The following is a 13,879-nucleotide window of genomic DNA, read 5'->3' on the forward strand; positions in this document are numbered from 1 at the left end:
TTAGCGAGATGCACCGAAATGAACGATTTGCTCTGAATCCATAATCAACTCGGTGGCTCAGGTCGATGGATGATCCAAGACACCTCGGTCGGCCCCCTCTCCCTCCGGGAGAGGGCTGGGGTGAGGGGGAAACGGGGCAACTCAAAATTCAAGCGAACTCAAACCAGCCCCGCATCCACCAACAACGTCTCCAATGCCAACAAATCCGGCACCTTCGCCACCTGCTCCCCGACCTGCACCGCCGCCTGCTCCAGCGCACACAGCGGCACGTCGACATAACTCAACTGGCTGTCGAGCTTGTACGAGCGCGGAATCCCCTGCACCAGCAGCGCGATGAACTTCAACTCCGGCCGCCCGCCGAGGGCATTGAGGATGACGATCCGCGCCCGTTCGCCAATGACGATCTTGTTGCCGCACGCCGACTCGAAACTCAGCAGCGGAATCTGCCGCTCGCGCCAGGTCACCCGACCGAGATACCACGGCGGTGTATCGAGATCGAAGGCGCTCGACTGGTAGTCGATCAGCTCGGCGACGGCGACGTTGGGCAGGATCAGGTTGCGATCCGCCAGCGGCAGCAGCAGCCCGGTGAGCTGACTGGCGCGTTGACTGTGCTGGCGCTCATGCATGTTTTTTGCTCCACAGGGCGATGCTTTCGAGCAGCACCGATTCCTGGTACGGCTTGCCGAGGTAGTCGTTGACGCCGATGGCCATCGCGCGGTCGCGGTGTTTCTGGCCGGTGCGCGAGGTGATCATGATGATCGGCAGGTGTTGCAGGCGTTCGTCGTGGCGTACCTGGGTCGCCACTTCGAAGCCGTCCATGCGCGGCATTTCGATGTCTAGCAGCATCAGGTCCGGCATGTGTTCTTCCAGCAGCAACATCGCATCGACCCCGTCCTTGGCGGTCAGCACGTTCATGCCGTGGCGTTCGAGCAGGCGGCTGGTGACCTTGCGCACCGTGACCGAGTCGTCGACCACCATCACCAGCAACGGCTTCTGTGGTTCGCTCTCGATTTCGTGACTGGTCGGACGCTGCGGCAACCGCGCCTGCATCGCACGGATCGGCGCCAGCAGGTCGAGAATCAGCACCACCCGGCCATCGCCGAGAATCGTCGCCCCGGACACGCCCTGCACCGATGCGAACTGCGGGCCGAGACTCTTGACCACGATTTCGCGGGTGCCGGCCATCGTGTCGACCTGCACCGCGATGTGCCGGTCGTTGCACTGCACCAGCAAGACCGGCACCGGCAGGCTCTGGCCGGACAGTTTTGGTCGTGGCGCGGTTTTCAGCAGCTCGCCCAGGTAACACAGCTCATAACGCTGGCCGCCGTATTGATAACTCGGCGGATCGAGTCGGAAATGCCCGTCCAGCTCATTCGGCAGCACGCGGACGATGCCGTCGATGGTGTTCAACGGAATCGCATACTGATCCTCACCACACTGCACCATCAGCGCACGGTTGACCGACACGGTGAACGGCAGGCGAATGCGGAAGTGCACGCCCTGCCCCGGCACCGAGTCGATGCTCATGGTTCCGCCCAGTTGCCGGACTTCTTCGTGCACCACGTCCATGCCCACGCCGCGCCCGGAAATCTGGGTGATTTTCTCGGCCGTGGAAAAGCCTGGCTGGAGGATGAACTGCAACACCTCGCGGTCGCTGATCTCGGCGTCCGGCGCCAGCAGACCGCGCTTGATCGCTTTGTGCCGCACGGCGTCCAGCGGCACGCCGGCGCCATCGTCGCGGATGTCGAACACAATATCGCCGCCCTCGCGGGACAGGTCGAGGCTGATCTGCCCCTGCGCCGGTTTGCCCGCCGCCAGCCGGACTTCGGCGGACTCCAGACCATGGTCGACGGCGTTGCGCAGCATGTGCTCCAGCGGTGCGGCCATGCGTTCGAGGACGTTGCGGTCCATCTCGCCTTCGGCGTTGCCGACGCTGAACGCGACGTCCTTGCCCAACTCTTCGGCGACCTGCCGGACGATACGTTTCAGACGCGGCAACATGCGCTCGAACGGCACCATGCGCGTGCGCATCAGGCCTTCCTGAAATTCGGTGTTGATCCGCCCCTGCTGCTGCAACAGGTTCTCGGCGTCGTGAGTGCGCCGGTCGAGGGTTTCCTTCAGATCCAGCAAGTCGGAAGCGGACTCGAACAGCGCCCGTGACAGCTGTTGCAACTGCGAATGGCGGTCCATTTCCAGCGGGTCGAAATCTTCGTAGCCGAGGCGCTCGGCATCCACTTGCTGACGGCTGAGGATCCGCCCCTGGGTTTCGGTGTCGAGCCGGCGCAACTGGTCGCGCATGCGTTCGATGGTGGTTTCCATCTCGTGCAGGGCGGTCTGCGCATCGCTGACCTGCTGCTCGATGCGCCCACGGAAAATCGAGGTTTCGCCGGCAAGGTTGACCAGTTCATCCAGCAGCTCGGCGGAGACCTTGACCATGTCCGCCCCGGCCTCGGGCGCCGGGGCGGCAGGCTCGGCCTTGACCGCAACCGGCGGCACGGGCGCCGGGGTCTGCACAACCAGCGGATGGCTGAAATTCTGGATCGCGCTGATCAGCCGATCCGCCGGAGGACACGGCTGGCCGGCGCGCACCGCGTCGAGCATCTGCGCCAAGCGGTCCTGGCCGCGTTGCAACAACGCAAACAGTTCGGCGCTGCCTTGCAGGGTGCCGGCAGACAGACTTTCGTACAGGTTTTCCAGCTCATGAGCGAGGTCGCCGATCGGGCCGATTTCCACCATCCGCGCACCGCCCTTGAGGGTGTGCAGGTCGCGCAGCAGGGTTTCCACTTCCTGGCGATTGCCGGGTTCGGCCTGCCAGCGCAGCAGCGCGGCGCCGGAGTTTTCGATGATGTCGAAACCTTCTTCGAGGAAGATTTCCAGCAGCTCCGGATCGTGTCCGGGACCGTCCTGCGTGACGGAAGCTGTCGGTGTTTCGGGACTGGCGCTCGGGCCCTGGCGAAAGCGGCGGATCGCTTCGATCAGGTCCTGCGCCGGATCCAGCGTCTGGTGCCGGTGCAATTGTTCGAGGAACTGCGCCAGACGCTCGTGGCTCTGGCGCAACAACCGACCCAGAGCTTCGCTGTGGCTGTAACGACGATCCACCAGTCCTTGATAAAGACCTTCCAGCTCATGGGCCAGATCGCCGACCGCTGCAACCTCGGCCATCCGCGCGCCGCCCTTGAGCGTGTGCAGGTCCCGTTGCAGCGACGACAGCGGTGCGCCGTTCTCCGGATCTTTCAGCCAGCGCTGCAAGGCTTGCCCGGCGCTGTCGAGAATGTCGACCGCCTCTTCGAGGAAGATCTCGACGATCTCGTCGTCCGGCCCGCTGTCGGCGCTGTGTTGTTGCAGTTCGGCGGTGGCGCTGCCCAGTTCACGGATGCTCAGGGTGCGGCTGCCATCGCTGCGGATCAGGCCCATGGCCGACGGATCGAGGCTCTCGTCGAGCAGTTCGTGCAAGGCGCGGATGCGCTGCGGTTGCGGGGTGATTTCCTGGCCGGCGGCCAGTTCGTCGAGCATGTTGATCAGCGCTTCGTGGGCCTGCTGCGCTTCATGGAAAAACCGCTCGCTGACCGCCAGGCTGCTTTCTTCGACCGCGCCGTACAGATCGAGCAAGGCTTCACACAGCACATCCACCGGCAGCAGATCCGCCAGGTGTGCGGCTTCGCCCAGGGTAGTCAGCTCATCCAGCAGCGCGCTGAGTTCCTGACGTTCGCCGGGGTGCTGCTGCCAGCGCTGCAAGAGGTTTTCGGCGTCGAGCAGGATGTCCATGCCCTGGGCCAGGAAGTTGTTGATCAGTTGCGGATCGCGCTTGACCCGCACCGCACTGCTCGGGGCATTGAGGATCGATTCCAGACGCTCGCCGAGCAGGGTTTCGGTGCGTTTGATCAGTGACTGCGCACCGACAATCGGCGCCAGTGGATCGTGTTTGAGCTGACGCAGACCGACACGGAACAGGCCCTCGGCTTCGAGCAGCAGTTCCACTTCATCCAGGTCCAGCGCCAGTTGGTGGGCCTTGAATTCCCGGGCCAGTTTATCCAGCGGCCCCGCCAGTTCGGCAATCGGCGAAACTCCTGCCATCGAGGCGCTGCCCTTGAGGGTGTGCAGGGCTCGCTGCAACTCGTCGCTGGCCTGCAACGGCACATGCTCGGCAGCCTGATCGAGAAAACGATTGAGGCTGGCGAGGTGGGTTTCGGCTTCGTTGCGGAAAATCTCCAGCAACAGCGGATCGAGGGCCGCGACGTCTTCCACGTCTTCGGCCGGCAACGGTGTGTCGCCCTTGGCCAACGCATGGGCGCGGGCCGCCAGTTGATCGACATCGTGGCGCTGACGCTGGCCATTGGTGGCGAATTCGGCGATCAGGTCCGGCAACAGCAGCAGCGTGTCGGCGAGTAACTGGCGCACCGCCGGGCCGGGTTCGACACTGTTTTCCAGCACTCGGTTGAGCAGGTTTTCCACCGCCCAAGCCAGCTCGCCGAGGACCAGCGCCCGCACCATCCGACCGCTGCCCTTCAGCGTATGGAAACCGCGGCGCAGTTCACTGAGGGCGGCGCGGTCATCAGGCTCGGCAGACCAGCCCGGCAGGTATTCGCTCAGCACCTCGAGCACTTCACCGGTCTCTTCCAGGAACACTTCACGCAGCTCGTCGTCCACCGGTTCTTCATCGGCCGGTGGCGGCAGCAGGCTGCCCGGCGTGGTCTGCGCCGGCGGGTTGACCGCTGACACCGGACTGGCCAGCACTTCGGCCAACGACTGCACGATCTGCGGGTCGTCCAGCTCCTGCAAATCCTGCATCACCAGCGCTTCGCTGGGGCTGAGCACATCATCGAGCACCGGTACATGCGGCTCGCCGGGCTGTTCGTCAGGAAAGAAACCGAGACTGGCGAGGCTTTTCTGCGCGATATCCAGCAAGTGCTCGCTGGGTGCCTGCGGGTCGTCGCTCAGGCGCTCGAGGTAGTACTCGAGGCTGGTGATGGCGTCGGCGAGGCTGTCGAGTTGCTGCCAGCCCGGCTCGTGAGGGTCGAGCAACAGATGCTCGCGGATAAATCCATTGCAGGCTTCGAGCAGGCTTGCCGCCCGCGCCAGCGGAATCATCGCCAGCGCGCCGCGCACCTGGGTCAGCAGCGCCGGCAGGCTTTGCAGTTGCTGGCGATCCCAGTCGGCGTCGATGTAGTCGACGATCATGTCCTTGGCCTGTTGCAGGCAGATGCGCGCTTCCTTGATCACGATCTGATGGATCTGCGTCAGGTCGGTGGTCGGCAGCCGCGAGTCTTCCGGGCTCTCCGGTTCCACCGTGCCAACCATCCCGGCCAGGGTCGCTTCGACGTAGAGCAAGGCGCCGGCGACGTCCATCAGCGTAGCGTCGTTCGGTTCGCGCTGGCCTTGCGCGAGGCTGAGCACCACCGCCAGTTGATCGATGATCACCTTGCGCGGCTGGCCGAAACCGAGCACCGCCAGGGTGTCGGCGATCTGCCGCAGTGGCGCCAGCAGGCTGTCCAGATCCGAGGCGTGCTGACGGTCGCTGCGCACGAACAGGTCGAGACGTTCCTTGACCCGCACCAGTTCTTCGCACAGCGCCGCGAGCACCGAGCGCATGGCATCGCGGTCGGGGCCGGCCAGGCGGGCGCGTTCTTCGTCGACCATCGCGCTGTCGGGCAGCGCGTCGTCCAGGGAGTAGCGATCTTTCATGGTCAGCATCTGCCCGGTGGGATGTTCGGCTTTGGCGATATAAAACAGCAGGCTTTTCAGCAGTTCAGGCGGTGGCGGCTGGTTGAGGCCGGGCATGCCCTGTTCGAGCAGGCGCTTGAGTTCCTTGTCGGCGTCCTTGAACAGGCTGCGCAGGGCCGGGCTGTTGGCGATTCGCCCTTCGCGCATGCCCTCGACCAGCGCCGAGGCGACCTGCCACAACGGGCTCAGCGGCGAGTTACCGCTGATTGCTTCCAGCCGGGTAAAGACTTTGGCCAGATAAGCGAGATGCGTCTGGTCATCCTGCTCGCGGAGCAGTCCGACCAGCGCCATTTGCAGCATCTGGCGCAATTTGCGCAGCACATTCGGCAGTTCTGCCGGTTCAAGCAGGGCCAGCGCTTGCGGACTCAGGGGTGACAGCTCGGGCAGTTGCGGGCTGAACAGGCTGGTTTCCGACAACCGGCTTTCGCCCCGGGCGCTGCGCAAGTCGTTGATCAGCGGCAGCACCACCAGCGGCAGGTCGCGGCGGGCGCCCTGCACGCGGTCGAGGTAGATCGGCAATTGGCCCAGCGCCTGCAGCAACAAGTGCAGCGCTTCGTCACGATGGCTGACGCGGTCGTTCTGCAACGCTTCGACCAAGTGTTCCATTTCTTCGGCGAGCAATGCCGCGCCGTAGAACTCGACCATCTGCAGGCTGCCGTGTACCTGATGGATGCAGGCCAGGCATTCGTCCAGCCCGGGCACCGACTGCGGATCGTCGAGCACGGCTTCGATGGCCTGATGCGCCTGCCTCAGCGTCTCGGCGATTTCACCCTTGACCCATTCGAGGGCCACGTAATCGTGCCGGTCACCCATAACCACTCCGCTCGACATTGCCTCGCCCGCAGGCCTCACGCCTTGTCCGCGACGGGCGCAGGCGTCGTCGGCAAGGTGAACCCGGACACCGAACGACGCAACTGGCTGGCCATTTTCGCCAGGTTGCCGATGCTCTCGGCGGTGGCCGTGGAGCCGGACGAGGTCTGCGAGGTGATCTGTTGGATCACGTTCATCGTCAGGGAAATCTGCCCGGCCGAAGACGTCTGCTGCTGCGCCGCGTTGGAAATGCTCTGAATCAGCGCCGCAAGGGTCTTGGACACGCCTTCGATTTCTTCCAGGGCCACACCGGCATCCTGCGCCAGCCGCGCGCCGCGCACCACTTCGGTGGTGGTCTGCTCCATGGAAATCACGGCTTCGTTGGTGTCGGTCTGGATCGCCCGCACCAGCGTCTCGATCTGCCGGGTCGCGGCGGACGAGCGCTCGGCCAGCCGCTGCACTTCGTCGGCCACCACGGCAAAACCGCGCCCGGCATCACCGGCCATCGACGCCTGAATCGCGGCATTGAGGGCGAGGATGTTGGTCTGGTCGGCAATGTCATCGATCAGGCTGACGATGTCGCCGATTTCCTGGGACGACTCGCCCAGGCGCTTGATGCGCTTGGCGGTGTCCTGGATCTGTTCGCGGATGTTGTCCATACCGTGGATGGTGTTGTGCACCACCTCGTTGCCCTTGTTGGCGATCTCCACCGAACGCTCGGCCACCGCCGAGGATTCAGCGGCGTTGGCCGACACCTGATCGATCGATTGGGCCATGTCGCTGATCGCGGTCGAGGCTTCGGAAATCTGCTGGGCCTGATGCTCCGAGGCCTGGGCCAGGTGCATGGCGGTGGCCTGGGTTTCCTGCACCGCAGCGGCGACCTGTCCGGCAGTGAGGTTGATGGTGGCGACCAGATCACGCAACTGGTCGACTGAATAGTTGATCGAGTCGGCGATGGTTCCGGTGAAGTCTTCGGTCACCGAGGCGGTTACGGTCAGGTCGCCGTCGGCGAGGTCTTCGATCTCGTCGAGCAGGCGCATGATCGCGTTCTGGTTGCGCTCGTTTTTCTCGGCGGTCTCGCGCAGTTGACGGTTGGTTTCCCGGACCATGACCATGCCGATCAGAATGATCGAGGCCAGCGCCAGCAGGCCCAGCACATAACCGCCGATGGTGTCGGTGTTGCGCCCGCCAGCGAGGTTTTCGAAACGGCTGGCCAGGTGCGAGGCTTCGTCGAGCAGGGTCTGCGACAGGCTGAAGATGTTGGTGGCCGACTCACGAACCTTGAACAGCTCCGGCGAGGTTTCAAGGATTTCATCCACCGAACCGGACACGAACTGGAACAGCTCGGAAATTTCGCTCAAGCGCGCACGGGCGTCGCGGTCTTCGACCTGGCTGACTTTCAGCGCCGGGTTGCCTTGCAACATGCCGTTGAGCACCTGACCGAAACGCGCGGCATCGCGACCGAACGCGTCGGCGGCCTGCTGGGAGTTTTCATCGCCCGAGAGCACGGTGTTCACCGCGCCGAGAATCCGCTCGGCCAGCAGCGACTGACGCTGGGCCATCGCCACCTGCGCCGCCGGGGCGCCGCGTTGCAGGAGGATTTCCACGACCTTTTCGTATTCGATCTGCAATTGCGGCACGGTTTCGGCCAGGGTCGCGGCCACCTGATGCAGCGACAGCACGGTCTGTTCGCTGGAGAGAATCGCGTCGGTGTTTTTCAGCAGGCGTTCCCAGTCCAGCTGCACGGCGCGCATTTCCGGGCGCACGACGGACGGCGCCGGCGGCAGGCCGGTACTCGGATCGCCCTTCTTGAGATAACCCCAGCGCTGGGCAAAATCATTGCGCGCATCGCTGAGCAGCTTGAACGCGGCAGCCTTGCCGGCGGCGGCTTCGGTGGCGTTCTTGGCGATCCGCTGCGACAGCACCCGCAGCTCGCCGGCGTGGCCGATGTACTGCTTGTCGTAGTTGGCCTGGGTGTTGAGGTAAGCGAAGTTGGCGAACAGCAGCATGATGAACACGATCAGTGCGATGAACAGCACGATGATCTGCGAGCGGCTGCGCGAGCCTTCTGCGGGCTTGCCTGTTTTTGCTTTGATCATCGGTCCTCGCCTGTTAAACCGCGACGTGCATGAAACTCGGTGACTGCGCCAGCGCAAACAGGCTGAACACCCGCCAGTTCTGCTCGCGCCGGAAATACCCTTTGACGAACTCGCCCTTGGAGCCTTGCCGTTTACGGATCGAGACGGATTCGAAACTGTCCTGCTCGAAGTGCTGCAGGCCGAAGACCTCATCGACCAGCAACCCGGCAAACACGTCCTGATGCTCTACCACCAATACCCGCCGCTGTTTGCGCATCGGTGACAGCTCATGGCCGAAAAAGCCGCACAGGTCCATGACCGGCAGCAGCCGTCCGCGCAGATTGGCCACGCCCTTGACCCAAGGCTTGACGCCCGGCAACTGGGTGACGCGCAGTTCAGGCAGCACTTCGCTGACTTCGCCCATCGGCGTGACGTACCAGTGCTCGCCCAGACGAAAGCCGATGCCGCTCCAGCGATCCTGGCGCGCCGGTTGCGACGGCAGGTCCGCCGCCAGCAGGCGACAGCGCTGGTCGATCTGCCACAACAGTTCAAACGCGGTCAGCGACTCGCTCATGGCGGCGCGATCAACCGGCCAGCACGTTGTTCAGGGTCTTGATCAGCGTGTCTTCGTCGACCGGTTTGGTCAGGTAGTCCCTGGCGCCCTGGCGGGTGCCCCAGACCTTGTCGGTCTCCTGATCCTTGGTGGTGATGATGATCACCGGGATGTGGCTGGTTTCCGCATCCTTGGTCAACTGACGGGTAGCCTGGAAGCCGTTGAGGCCGGGCATGACGATGTCCATCAGCACCGCGTCGGGTTTTTCCTGGCGGGCCAGGGCCACGCCGTCGGCGCCGTTTTCGGCTTTCAGCACTTCGTGCCCGTGCTTTTCCAGCATGCCGGTGAGTTTGTACATTTCGGTCGGCGAATCGTCGACGATCAGGATACGTGCCATGGTCTTCCCCATTTTTCTTGTCGACACCGGGCCCGCTGGCCGAGCGTCTCTGTGCGTGTCTTACTGCGGCAAAGCGGCAGCGAAGCCCGGAACATGGGCCGAAATCGCGTCGAGCAGTTCTTCCTTGCTGAAAGGCTTGGTCAAAAATTGATCGGAACCGACAATCCGCCCCTTGGCCTTGTCGAACAGCCCGTCCCGGGACGACAGCATGATCACCGGCGTGCCCTTGAACGCGTTGTTGTTCTTGATTAAAGCGCAGGTCTGATAACCATCCAGACGCGGCATCATGATGTCGACAAAGATGATCCCGGGATGGTGGTCGGCGATCTTCGCCAGGGCGTCAAAACCGTCGATCGCGGTGATGACTTCGCACCCTGCATTTTTCAACAGGGTCTCGGCGGTGCGACGAATCGTTTTCGAGTCGTCGATCACCATGACCTTCAAGGCGCTGGACTGCTGTTCCATAAGGGGGCTCTACCGTCGCCTTTGCGAATCAATTTGTCCGTTTTGCGATGCGTAATGGCTGGAAACCCTTGATGTTCAAGGGCCAGCACGACATGGCAGCCTTTTTAGCACAGTCTCCAGATGCAATCTATCGACGGGTTTTTCCTTGACCGAAAACCCGCCCGGCGCCACTCTGGCGGCACTTTTTTCATACCGATCCGGTAGCCAATTTTCGAGGAAAACCCAATGAGCGTTCGCGTCGGGATTGTCATGGACCCTATCGCCAGCATTTCCTATAAAAAGGATAGCTCGCTGGCCATGCTGCTGGCGGCGCAAAAGCGCGGCTGGGAACTGTTCTATATGGAACAGAAAGACCTTTATCAGGGTGAAGGCCAGGCACGGGCGCGGATGAAGCCGCTGAAAGTCTTCGCCAACCCGGAAAAATGGTTCGAACTGGGCACCGAGCAGGATTCGCCGCTGAGCGACCTGAACGTGATCCTGATGCGCAAGGATCCGCCGTTCGACATGGAGTTCGTCTACTCCACCTACCTGCTCGAACAGGCCGAGTCCGCCGGCGTGCTGGTGGTCAACAAGCCGCAGAGCCTGCGCGACTGCAACGAAAAACTGTTCGCCACCCTGTTCCCGCAGTGCACGCCGCCGACCGTGGTCAGCCGCCGCGCCGACGTGCTGCGTGAATTCGCCGCCAAACATGGCGACGTGATCCTCAAGCCGCTGGACGGCATGGGCGGCACCTCGATCTTCCGTCACCGCGCCGGCGATCCGAACCTGTCGGTGATTCTGGAAACCCTGACCGCCCTCGGCGCCCAGCAGATCATGGGCCAGGCCTACCTGCCGGCGATCAAGGACGGTGACAAGCGCATCCTGATGATCGACGGCGAGCCGGTGGATTACTGCCTGGCGCGGATTCCGGCCCAGGGCGAAACCCGTGGCAACCTCGCGGCCGGCGGCCGTGGCGAAGCCCGTCCGTTGACCGACAAGGATCGCTGGATCGCCGCCCAGGTCGGCCCGACCTTGCGCGCGAAGGGCCTGCTGTTCGTCGGCCTGGACGTGATCGGTGAGCACCTGACCGAAATCAACGTCACCAGCCCGACCTGCATCCGCGAAATCGACAATGCCTTCGGCACCGACATCGGCGGGATGCTGATGGATGCCATCGAGAAAAAGCTGCAAGCTTGATGTGCATCACATGCAGCCTGTCGCTTGATGCTTGAAGCCCAAGGCGTGAAACCAACATTGCGTTATCATGCGCGGCCTGTGAAAAACGCGATGTTGGTTTTCTTGTCATGACACTTCCGTCCGATCTGCCCGCTGAACTCGCCCATAAAGGCGTGCGCCCGGTCGATCGCCTCGGATTTACCCTGTTTCTCGCGGCGCTGATCCATCTGGCGCTGCTGCTCGGCGTGGGTTTCACCATGGTCGAGCCCAAGCAGATCAGCAAAACCCTGGAAATCACCCTCGCCACCTTCAAGAGCGAAAAGAAGCCGGCGAAGGCCGATTTCCTCGCCCAGGAAAACCAGGAAGGCAGCGGTACCCTCGACAAGAAGGCGATCCCCAAGACCACCGAGGTCGCGCCGTTTCAGGCAAACGAAGTCAAGAAAGTCACCCCGCCACCGGCCGCCAAGCCGGAGGTGCAGGAAGCCGCGCCCAAGGCGGCCGTGACCACCGTTGCGCCGAAACCGAAAAAGGCGCCGACCAAGAAAGAAGAAGCCAAGACCGAGACCAAACCGACGGTCGACGCCCCGACTTTCGACAGCTCGCAGCTCTCCAGCGACATTGCCAGCCTCGAAGCCGAACTGGCCAACGAACAACAGCTGTACGCCAAGCGCCCGCGGATCCACCGCCTCAGCGCCGCGTCGACCATGCGCGACAAGGGCGCCTGGTACAAGGACGAGTGGCGCAAAAAGGTCGAGCGCATCGGCAACCTCAATTACCCCGACGAAGCCCGGCGCAAGCAGATCTACGGCAATCTGCGCCTGATGGTGTCGATCAACCGCGACGGCTCGCTGTATGAAGTGCTGGTGCTGGAGTCCTCCGGCCAGCCGCTGCTGGATCAAGCGGCGCAACGCATCGTGCGGCTGGCGGCACCGTTCGCACCGTTTACCGGGGACCTGTCGGACATCGACCGGCTGGAAATCATCCGCACCTGGAAATTCGCCCGGGGCGACCGGCTGTCCAGTAACTGAGTCGATCTTTTGCCCGCTCCAGCTTGTCAGTTCGCCCCCCGAACGCCACACTAGCGCACATGAAAAACGTCAGCCCCAGCTACCTCAAGCATCACTTCCTGATCGCCATGCCACACATGGCCGACCCGAACTTTGCCCACACCTTGACCTACATCGTCGAGCACACGGCCAATGGCGCCATGGGGCTGGTGGTCAACCGACCGCAAGAGCTGAATCTGGCCGACATCCTCGAACAATTGCGCCCGGACATCGATCCGCCAGCGCTGTGCCAGCATGTGCCGATCTTCATCGGCGGCCCGGTGCAGACCGATCGCGGTTTTGTCCTTCACCCGGCGGGCAAGACTTTCCAGGCGACCGTCGAGCTGGAGGGCGATCTGGCCCTGTCCACCTCGCAGGACGTGCTGTTCGCCATCGCCGACGGCGTGGGCCCGGCGAAAAGCGTGATCACCCTCGGTTACGCCGGCTGGGAAGCCGGTCAGCTGGAGGCCGAACTGGCCGACAACGCCTGGCTGACCTGCCCGTACGACGCCGACATCCTGTTCAACACCAGCAGTGAACTGCGCCTGGAAGCGGCGGCCAGGCACCTGGGGATCAACCTCAGCCTGCTGACCAGCCAGGCAGGACACGCCTGATGGCCCTGCGCCTGATCCTCGGCTTCGACTACGGCACCAAACAGATCGGCGTGGCGGTCGGCCAGGTGATTACCGGCCAGGCCCGCGAACTGTGCACCTTGAAGGCGCAGAACGGTGTACCGGACTGGAATCAGGTCGAAGCCCTGATAAAGGAATGGAAACCCGACGCCGTGGTGGTCGGCCTGCCCCTGAACATGGACGGTACGCCCAGCGAGATGTGCGCCCGCGCCGAGAAATTCGCCCGTCGCCTCAATGGCCGCTTCAACCTGCCTTTCTATACCCACGACGAACGCCTGACGACCTTCGAAGCCAAGGGCGAACGACTGGTGCGCGGCGGACAGAAAGGCAGCTACCGCGATAACCCGGTGGACGCCATCGCCGCCGCCCTGCTGTTGCAAGGCTGGCTCGACGAAAACACCGCACTATTTGAATCCTGACAAGCGCTACGGCGCTTTTCTTTTGGTTACAACCCGAGCCCCGGTTCGCGAGAACCGGCTCGACCCCGAGAAGGAGCAACCATGAGCCTGCCCAATCCCGCCGATCTGATCAGCCAGATGGCGACCCGCCTCAAGGCGCACCTTGCCCAGCGTAATATCAGCGAACCGCGTTACATCGGCATCCGCACCGGCGGCGTCTGGGTCGCCCAGGCCCTGCTCGCAGAGCTGGGCAGCGACGCGCCATTGGGCACGCTGGATGTTTCCTTCTACCGCGACGACTTCAGCCAGAACGGCCTGCACCCGCAGGTGCGCCCGTCCGCCCTGCCCTTCGAAATCGAAGGCCAGCATCTGGTGCTGATCGACGACGTACTGATGAGCGGCCGGACCATCCGCGCCGCCATGAACGAACTGTTCGACTACGGCCGCCCGGCCAGCGTGACGCTGGTCTGCCTGCTGGACCTGGATGCCGGCGAACTGCCGATCCGCCCGAACGTGGTCGGCGCGACCCTGTCGCTGGCCGCCCACGAGCGGGTCAAGCTGTCCGGGCCGGAGCTGGCCCTCGAACTGCAAGACCTTGCCCTTTAATCCGCCCTATTGAGAGTC

The 13,879-nt window shown here is 63.3% G+C and carries 11 protein-coding genes; 5 read left to right on the forward strand and 6 right to left on the reverse strand.

Going from position 1 to position 13,879, the window contains the following annotated elements; all coding sequences use genetic code 11:
- Positions 1-158: 158 nt before the first annotated feature.
- The 6 genes from JKA62_RS05015 to pilG are packed head-to-tail and all read right to left on the reverse strand — an operon-like array spanning position 159 to position 10,024.
- Positions 159-626, reverse strand: a complete 468-nt coding sequence (locus JKA62_RS05015) for a chemotaxis protein CheW (protein WP_011336361.1) — start codon at positions 624-626, stop codon at positions 159-161.
- A complete protein-coding gene (locus JKA62_RS05020) occupies positions 619-6,534 on the reverse strand; it encodes an Hpt domain-containing protein (protein WP_201816624.1) in 5,916 nt (1,971 codons plus the stop codon). The genes JKA62_RS05015 and JKA62_RS05020 overlap by 8 nt, the downstream gene beginning before the upstream one ends.
- Before the next feature lie 35 nt (positions 6,535-6,569).
- Positions 6,570-8,630 (reverse strand): methyl-accepting chemotaxis protein, encoded by a 2,061-nt coding sequence (locus tag JKA62_RS05025; protein ID WP_201816626.1) that lies wholly within the window; start codon positions 8,628-8,630, stop codon positions 6,570-6,572.
- A 13-nt stretch (positions 8,631-8,643) separates the two neighbouring features.
- Complete coding sequence (locus JKA62_RS05030; protein WP_201816628.1) at positions 8,644-9,183, reverse strand: chemotaxis protein CheW; 540 nt, start codon at positions 9,181-9,183, stop codon at positions 8,644-8,646.
- A gap of 10 nt (positions 9,184-9,193) precedes the next feature.
- On the reverse strand, positions 9,194-9,559 hold the full coding sequence (pilH, locus tag JKA62_RS05035; protein WP_011336365.1) for a twitching motility response regulator PilH: 366 nt from the start codon (positions 9,557-9,559) through the stop codon (positions 9,194-9,196).
- A 60-nt stretch (positions 9,560-9,619) separates the two neighbouring features.
- Positions 9,620-10,024, reverse strand: coding sequence for a twitching motility response regulator PilG (gene pilG / locus JKA62_RS05040; protein ID WP_007953330.1), 405 nt, complete (start codon positions 10,022-10,024; stop codon positions 9,620-9,622).
- Positions 10,025-10,249: 225 nt separating this feature from the next.
- On the opposite strand from pilG, the gene gshB reads away from it, so the two are divergent.
- From gshB to pyrR, 5 genes are all read left to right on the forward strand, one after another.
- Positions 10,250-11,200 (forward strand): glutathione synthase, encoded by a 951-nt coding sequence (gene gshB / locus JKA62_RS05045; RefSeq protein ID WP_201816631.1) that lies wholly within the window; start codon positions 10,250-10,252, stop codon positions 11,198-11,200.
- 107 nt (positions 11,201-11,307) lie between these two features.
- Positions 11,308-12,207, forward strand: coding sequence for an energy transducer TonB (locus JKA62_RS05050; RefSeq protein WP_011336367.1), 900 nt, complete (start codon positions 11,308-11,310; stop codon positions 12,205-12,207).
- Between the two features lie 59 nt (positions 12,208-12,266).
- Entirely contained in the window at positions 12,267-12,839 is a 573-nt protein-coding gene (locus tag JKA62_RS05055; RefSeq protein WP_011336368.1) for a YqgE/AlgH family protein, read from the forward strand.
- Complete coding sequence (gene ruvX / locus JKA62_RS05060) at positions 12,839-13,276, forward strand: Holliday junction resolvase RuvX (RefSeq protein WP_007953334.1); 438 nt, start codon at positions 12,839-12,841, stop codon at positions 13,274-13,276. Before JKA62_RS05055 ends, ruvX begins: the two co-directional genes overlap by 1 nt.
- Positions 13,277-13,357: 81 nt before the next feature.
- A complete protein-coding gene (pyrR, locus tag JKA62_RS05065; RefSeq protein ID WP_011336369.1) occupies positions 13,358-13,861 on the forward strand; it encodes a bifunctional pyr operon transcriptional regulator/uracil phosphoribosyltransferase PyrR in 504 nt (167 codons plus the stop codon).
- The last annotated feature ends 18 nt before the right edge of the window (positions 13,862-13,879 follow it).

This window comes from Pseudomonas sp. B7 (assembly GCF_016735645.1).
GTDB lineage: Bacteria > Pseudomonadota > Gammaproteobacteria > Pseudomonadales > Pseudomonadaceae > Aquipseudomonas > Aquipseudomonas glycinae.

What these genes read in the sequence shown, in the direction of transcription:
- pilG (WP_007953330.1), bottom strand. Translation starts at nt 10,024, where the DNA reads ATGGAACAGCAGTCCAGCGCCTTGAAGGTCATGGTGATCGACGACTCG.
- gshB (WP_201816631.1), top strand. Translation starts at nt 10,250, where the DNA reads ATGAGCGTTCGCGTCGGGATTGTCATGGACCCTATCGCCAGCATTTCC.
- pyrR (WP_011336369.1), top strand. Translation starts at nt 13,358, where the DNA reads ATGAGCCTGCCCAATCCCGCCGATCTGATCAGCCAGATGGCGACCCGC.
- JKA62_RS05025 (WP_201816626.1), bottom strand. Translation starts at nt 8,630, where the DNA reads ATGATCAAAGCAAAAACAGGCAAGCCCGCAGAAGGCTCGCGCAGCCGC.
- JKA62_RS05015 (WP_011336361.1), bottom strand. Translation starts at nt 626, where the DNA reads ATGCATGAGCGCCAGCACAGTCAACGCGCCAGTCAGCTCACCGGGCTG.
- ruvX (WP_007953334.1), top strand. Translation starts at nt 12,839, where the DNA reads ATGGCCCTGCGCCTGATCCTCGGCTTCGACTACGGCACCAAACAGATC.
- JKA62_RS05020 (WP_201816624.1), bottom strand. Translation starts at nt 6,534, where the DNA reads ATGGGTGACCGGCACGATTACGTGGCCCTCGAATGGGTCAAGGGTGAA.
- JKA62_RS05050 (WP_011336367.1), top strand. Translation starts at nt 11,308, where the DNA reads ATGACACTTCCGTCCGATCTGCCCGCTGAACTCGCCCATAAAGGCGTG.
- JKA62_RS05030 (WP_201816628.1), bottom strand. Translation starts at nt 9,183, where the DNA reads ATGAGCGAGTCGCTGACCGCGTTTGAACTGTTGTGGCAGATCGACCAG.
- JKA62_RS05055 (WP_011336368.1), top strand. Translation starts at nt 12,267, where the DNA reads ATGAAAAACGTCAGCCCCAGCTACCTCAAGCATCACTTCCTGATCGCC.
- pilH (WP_011336365.1), bottom strand. Translation starts at nt 9,559, where the DNA reads ATGGCACGTATCCTGATCGTCGACGATTCGCCGACCGAAATGTACAAA.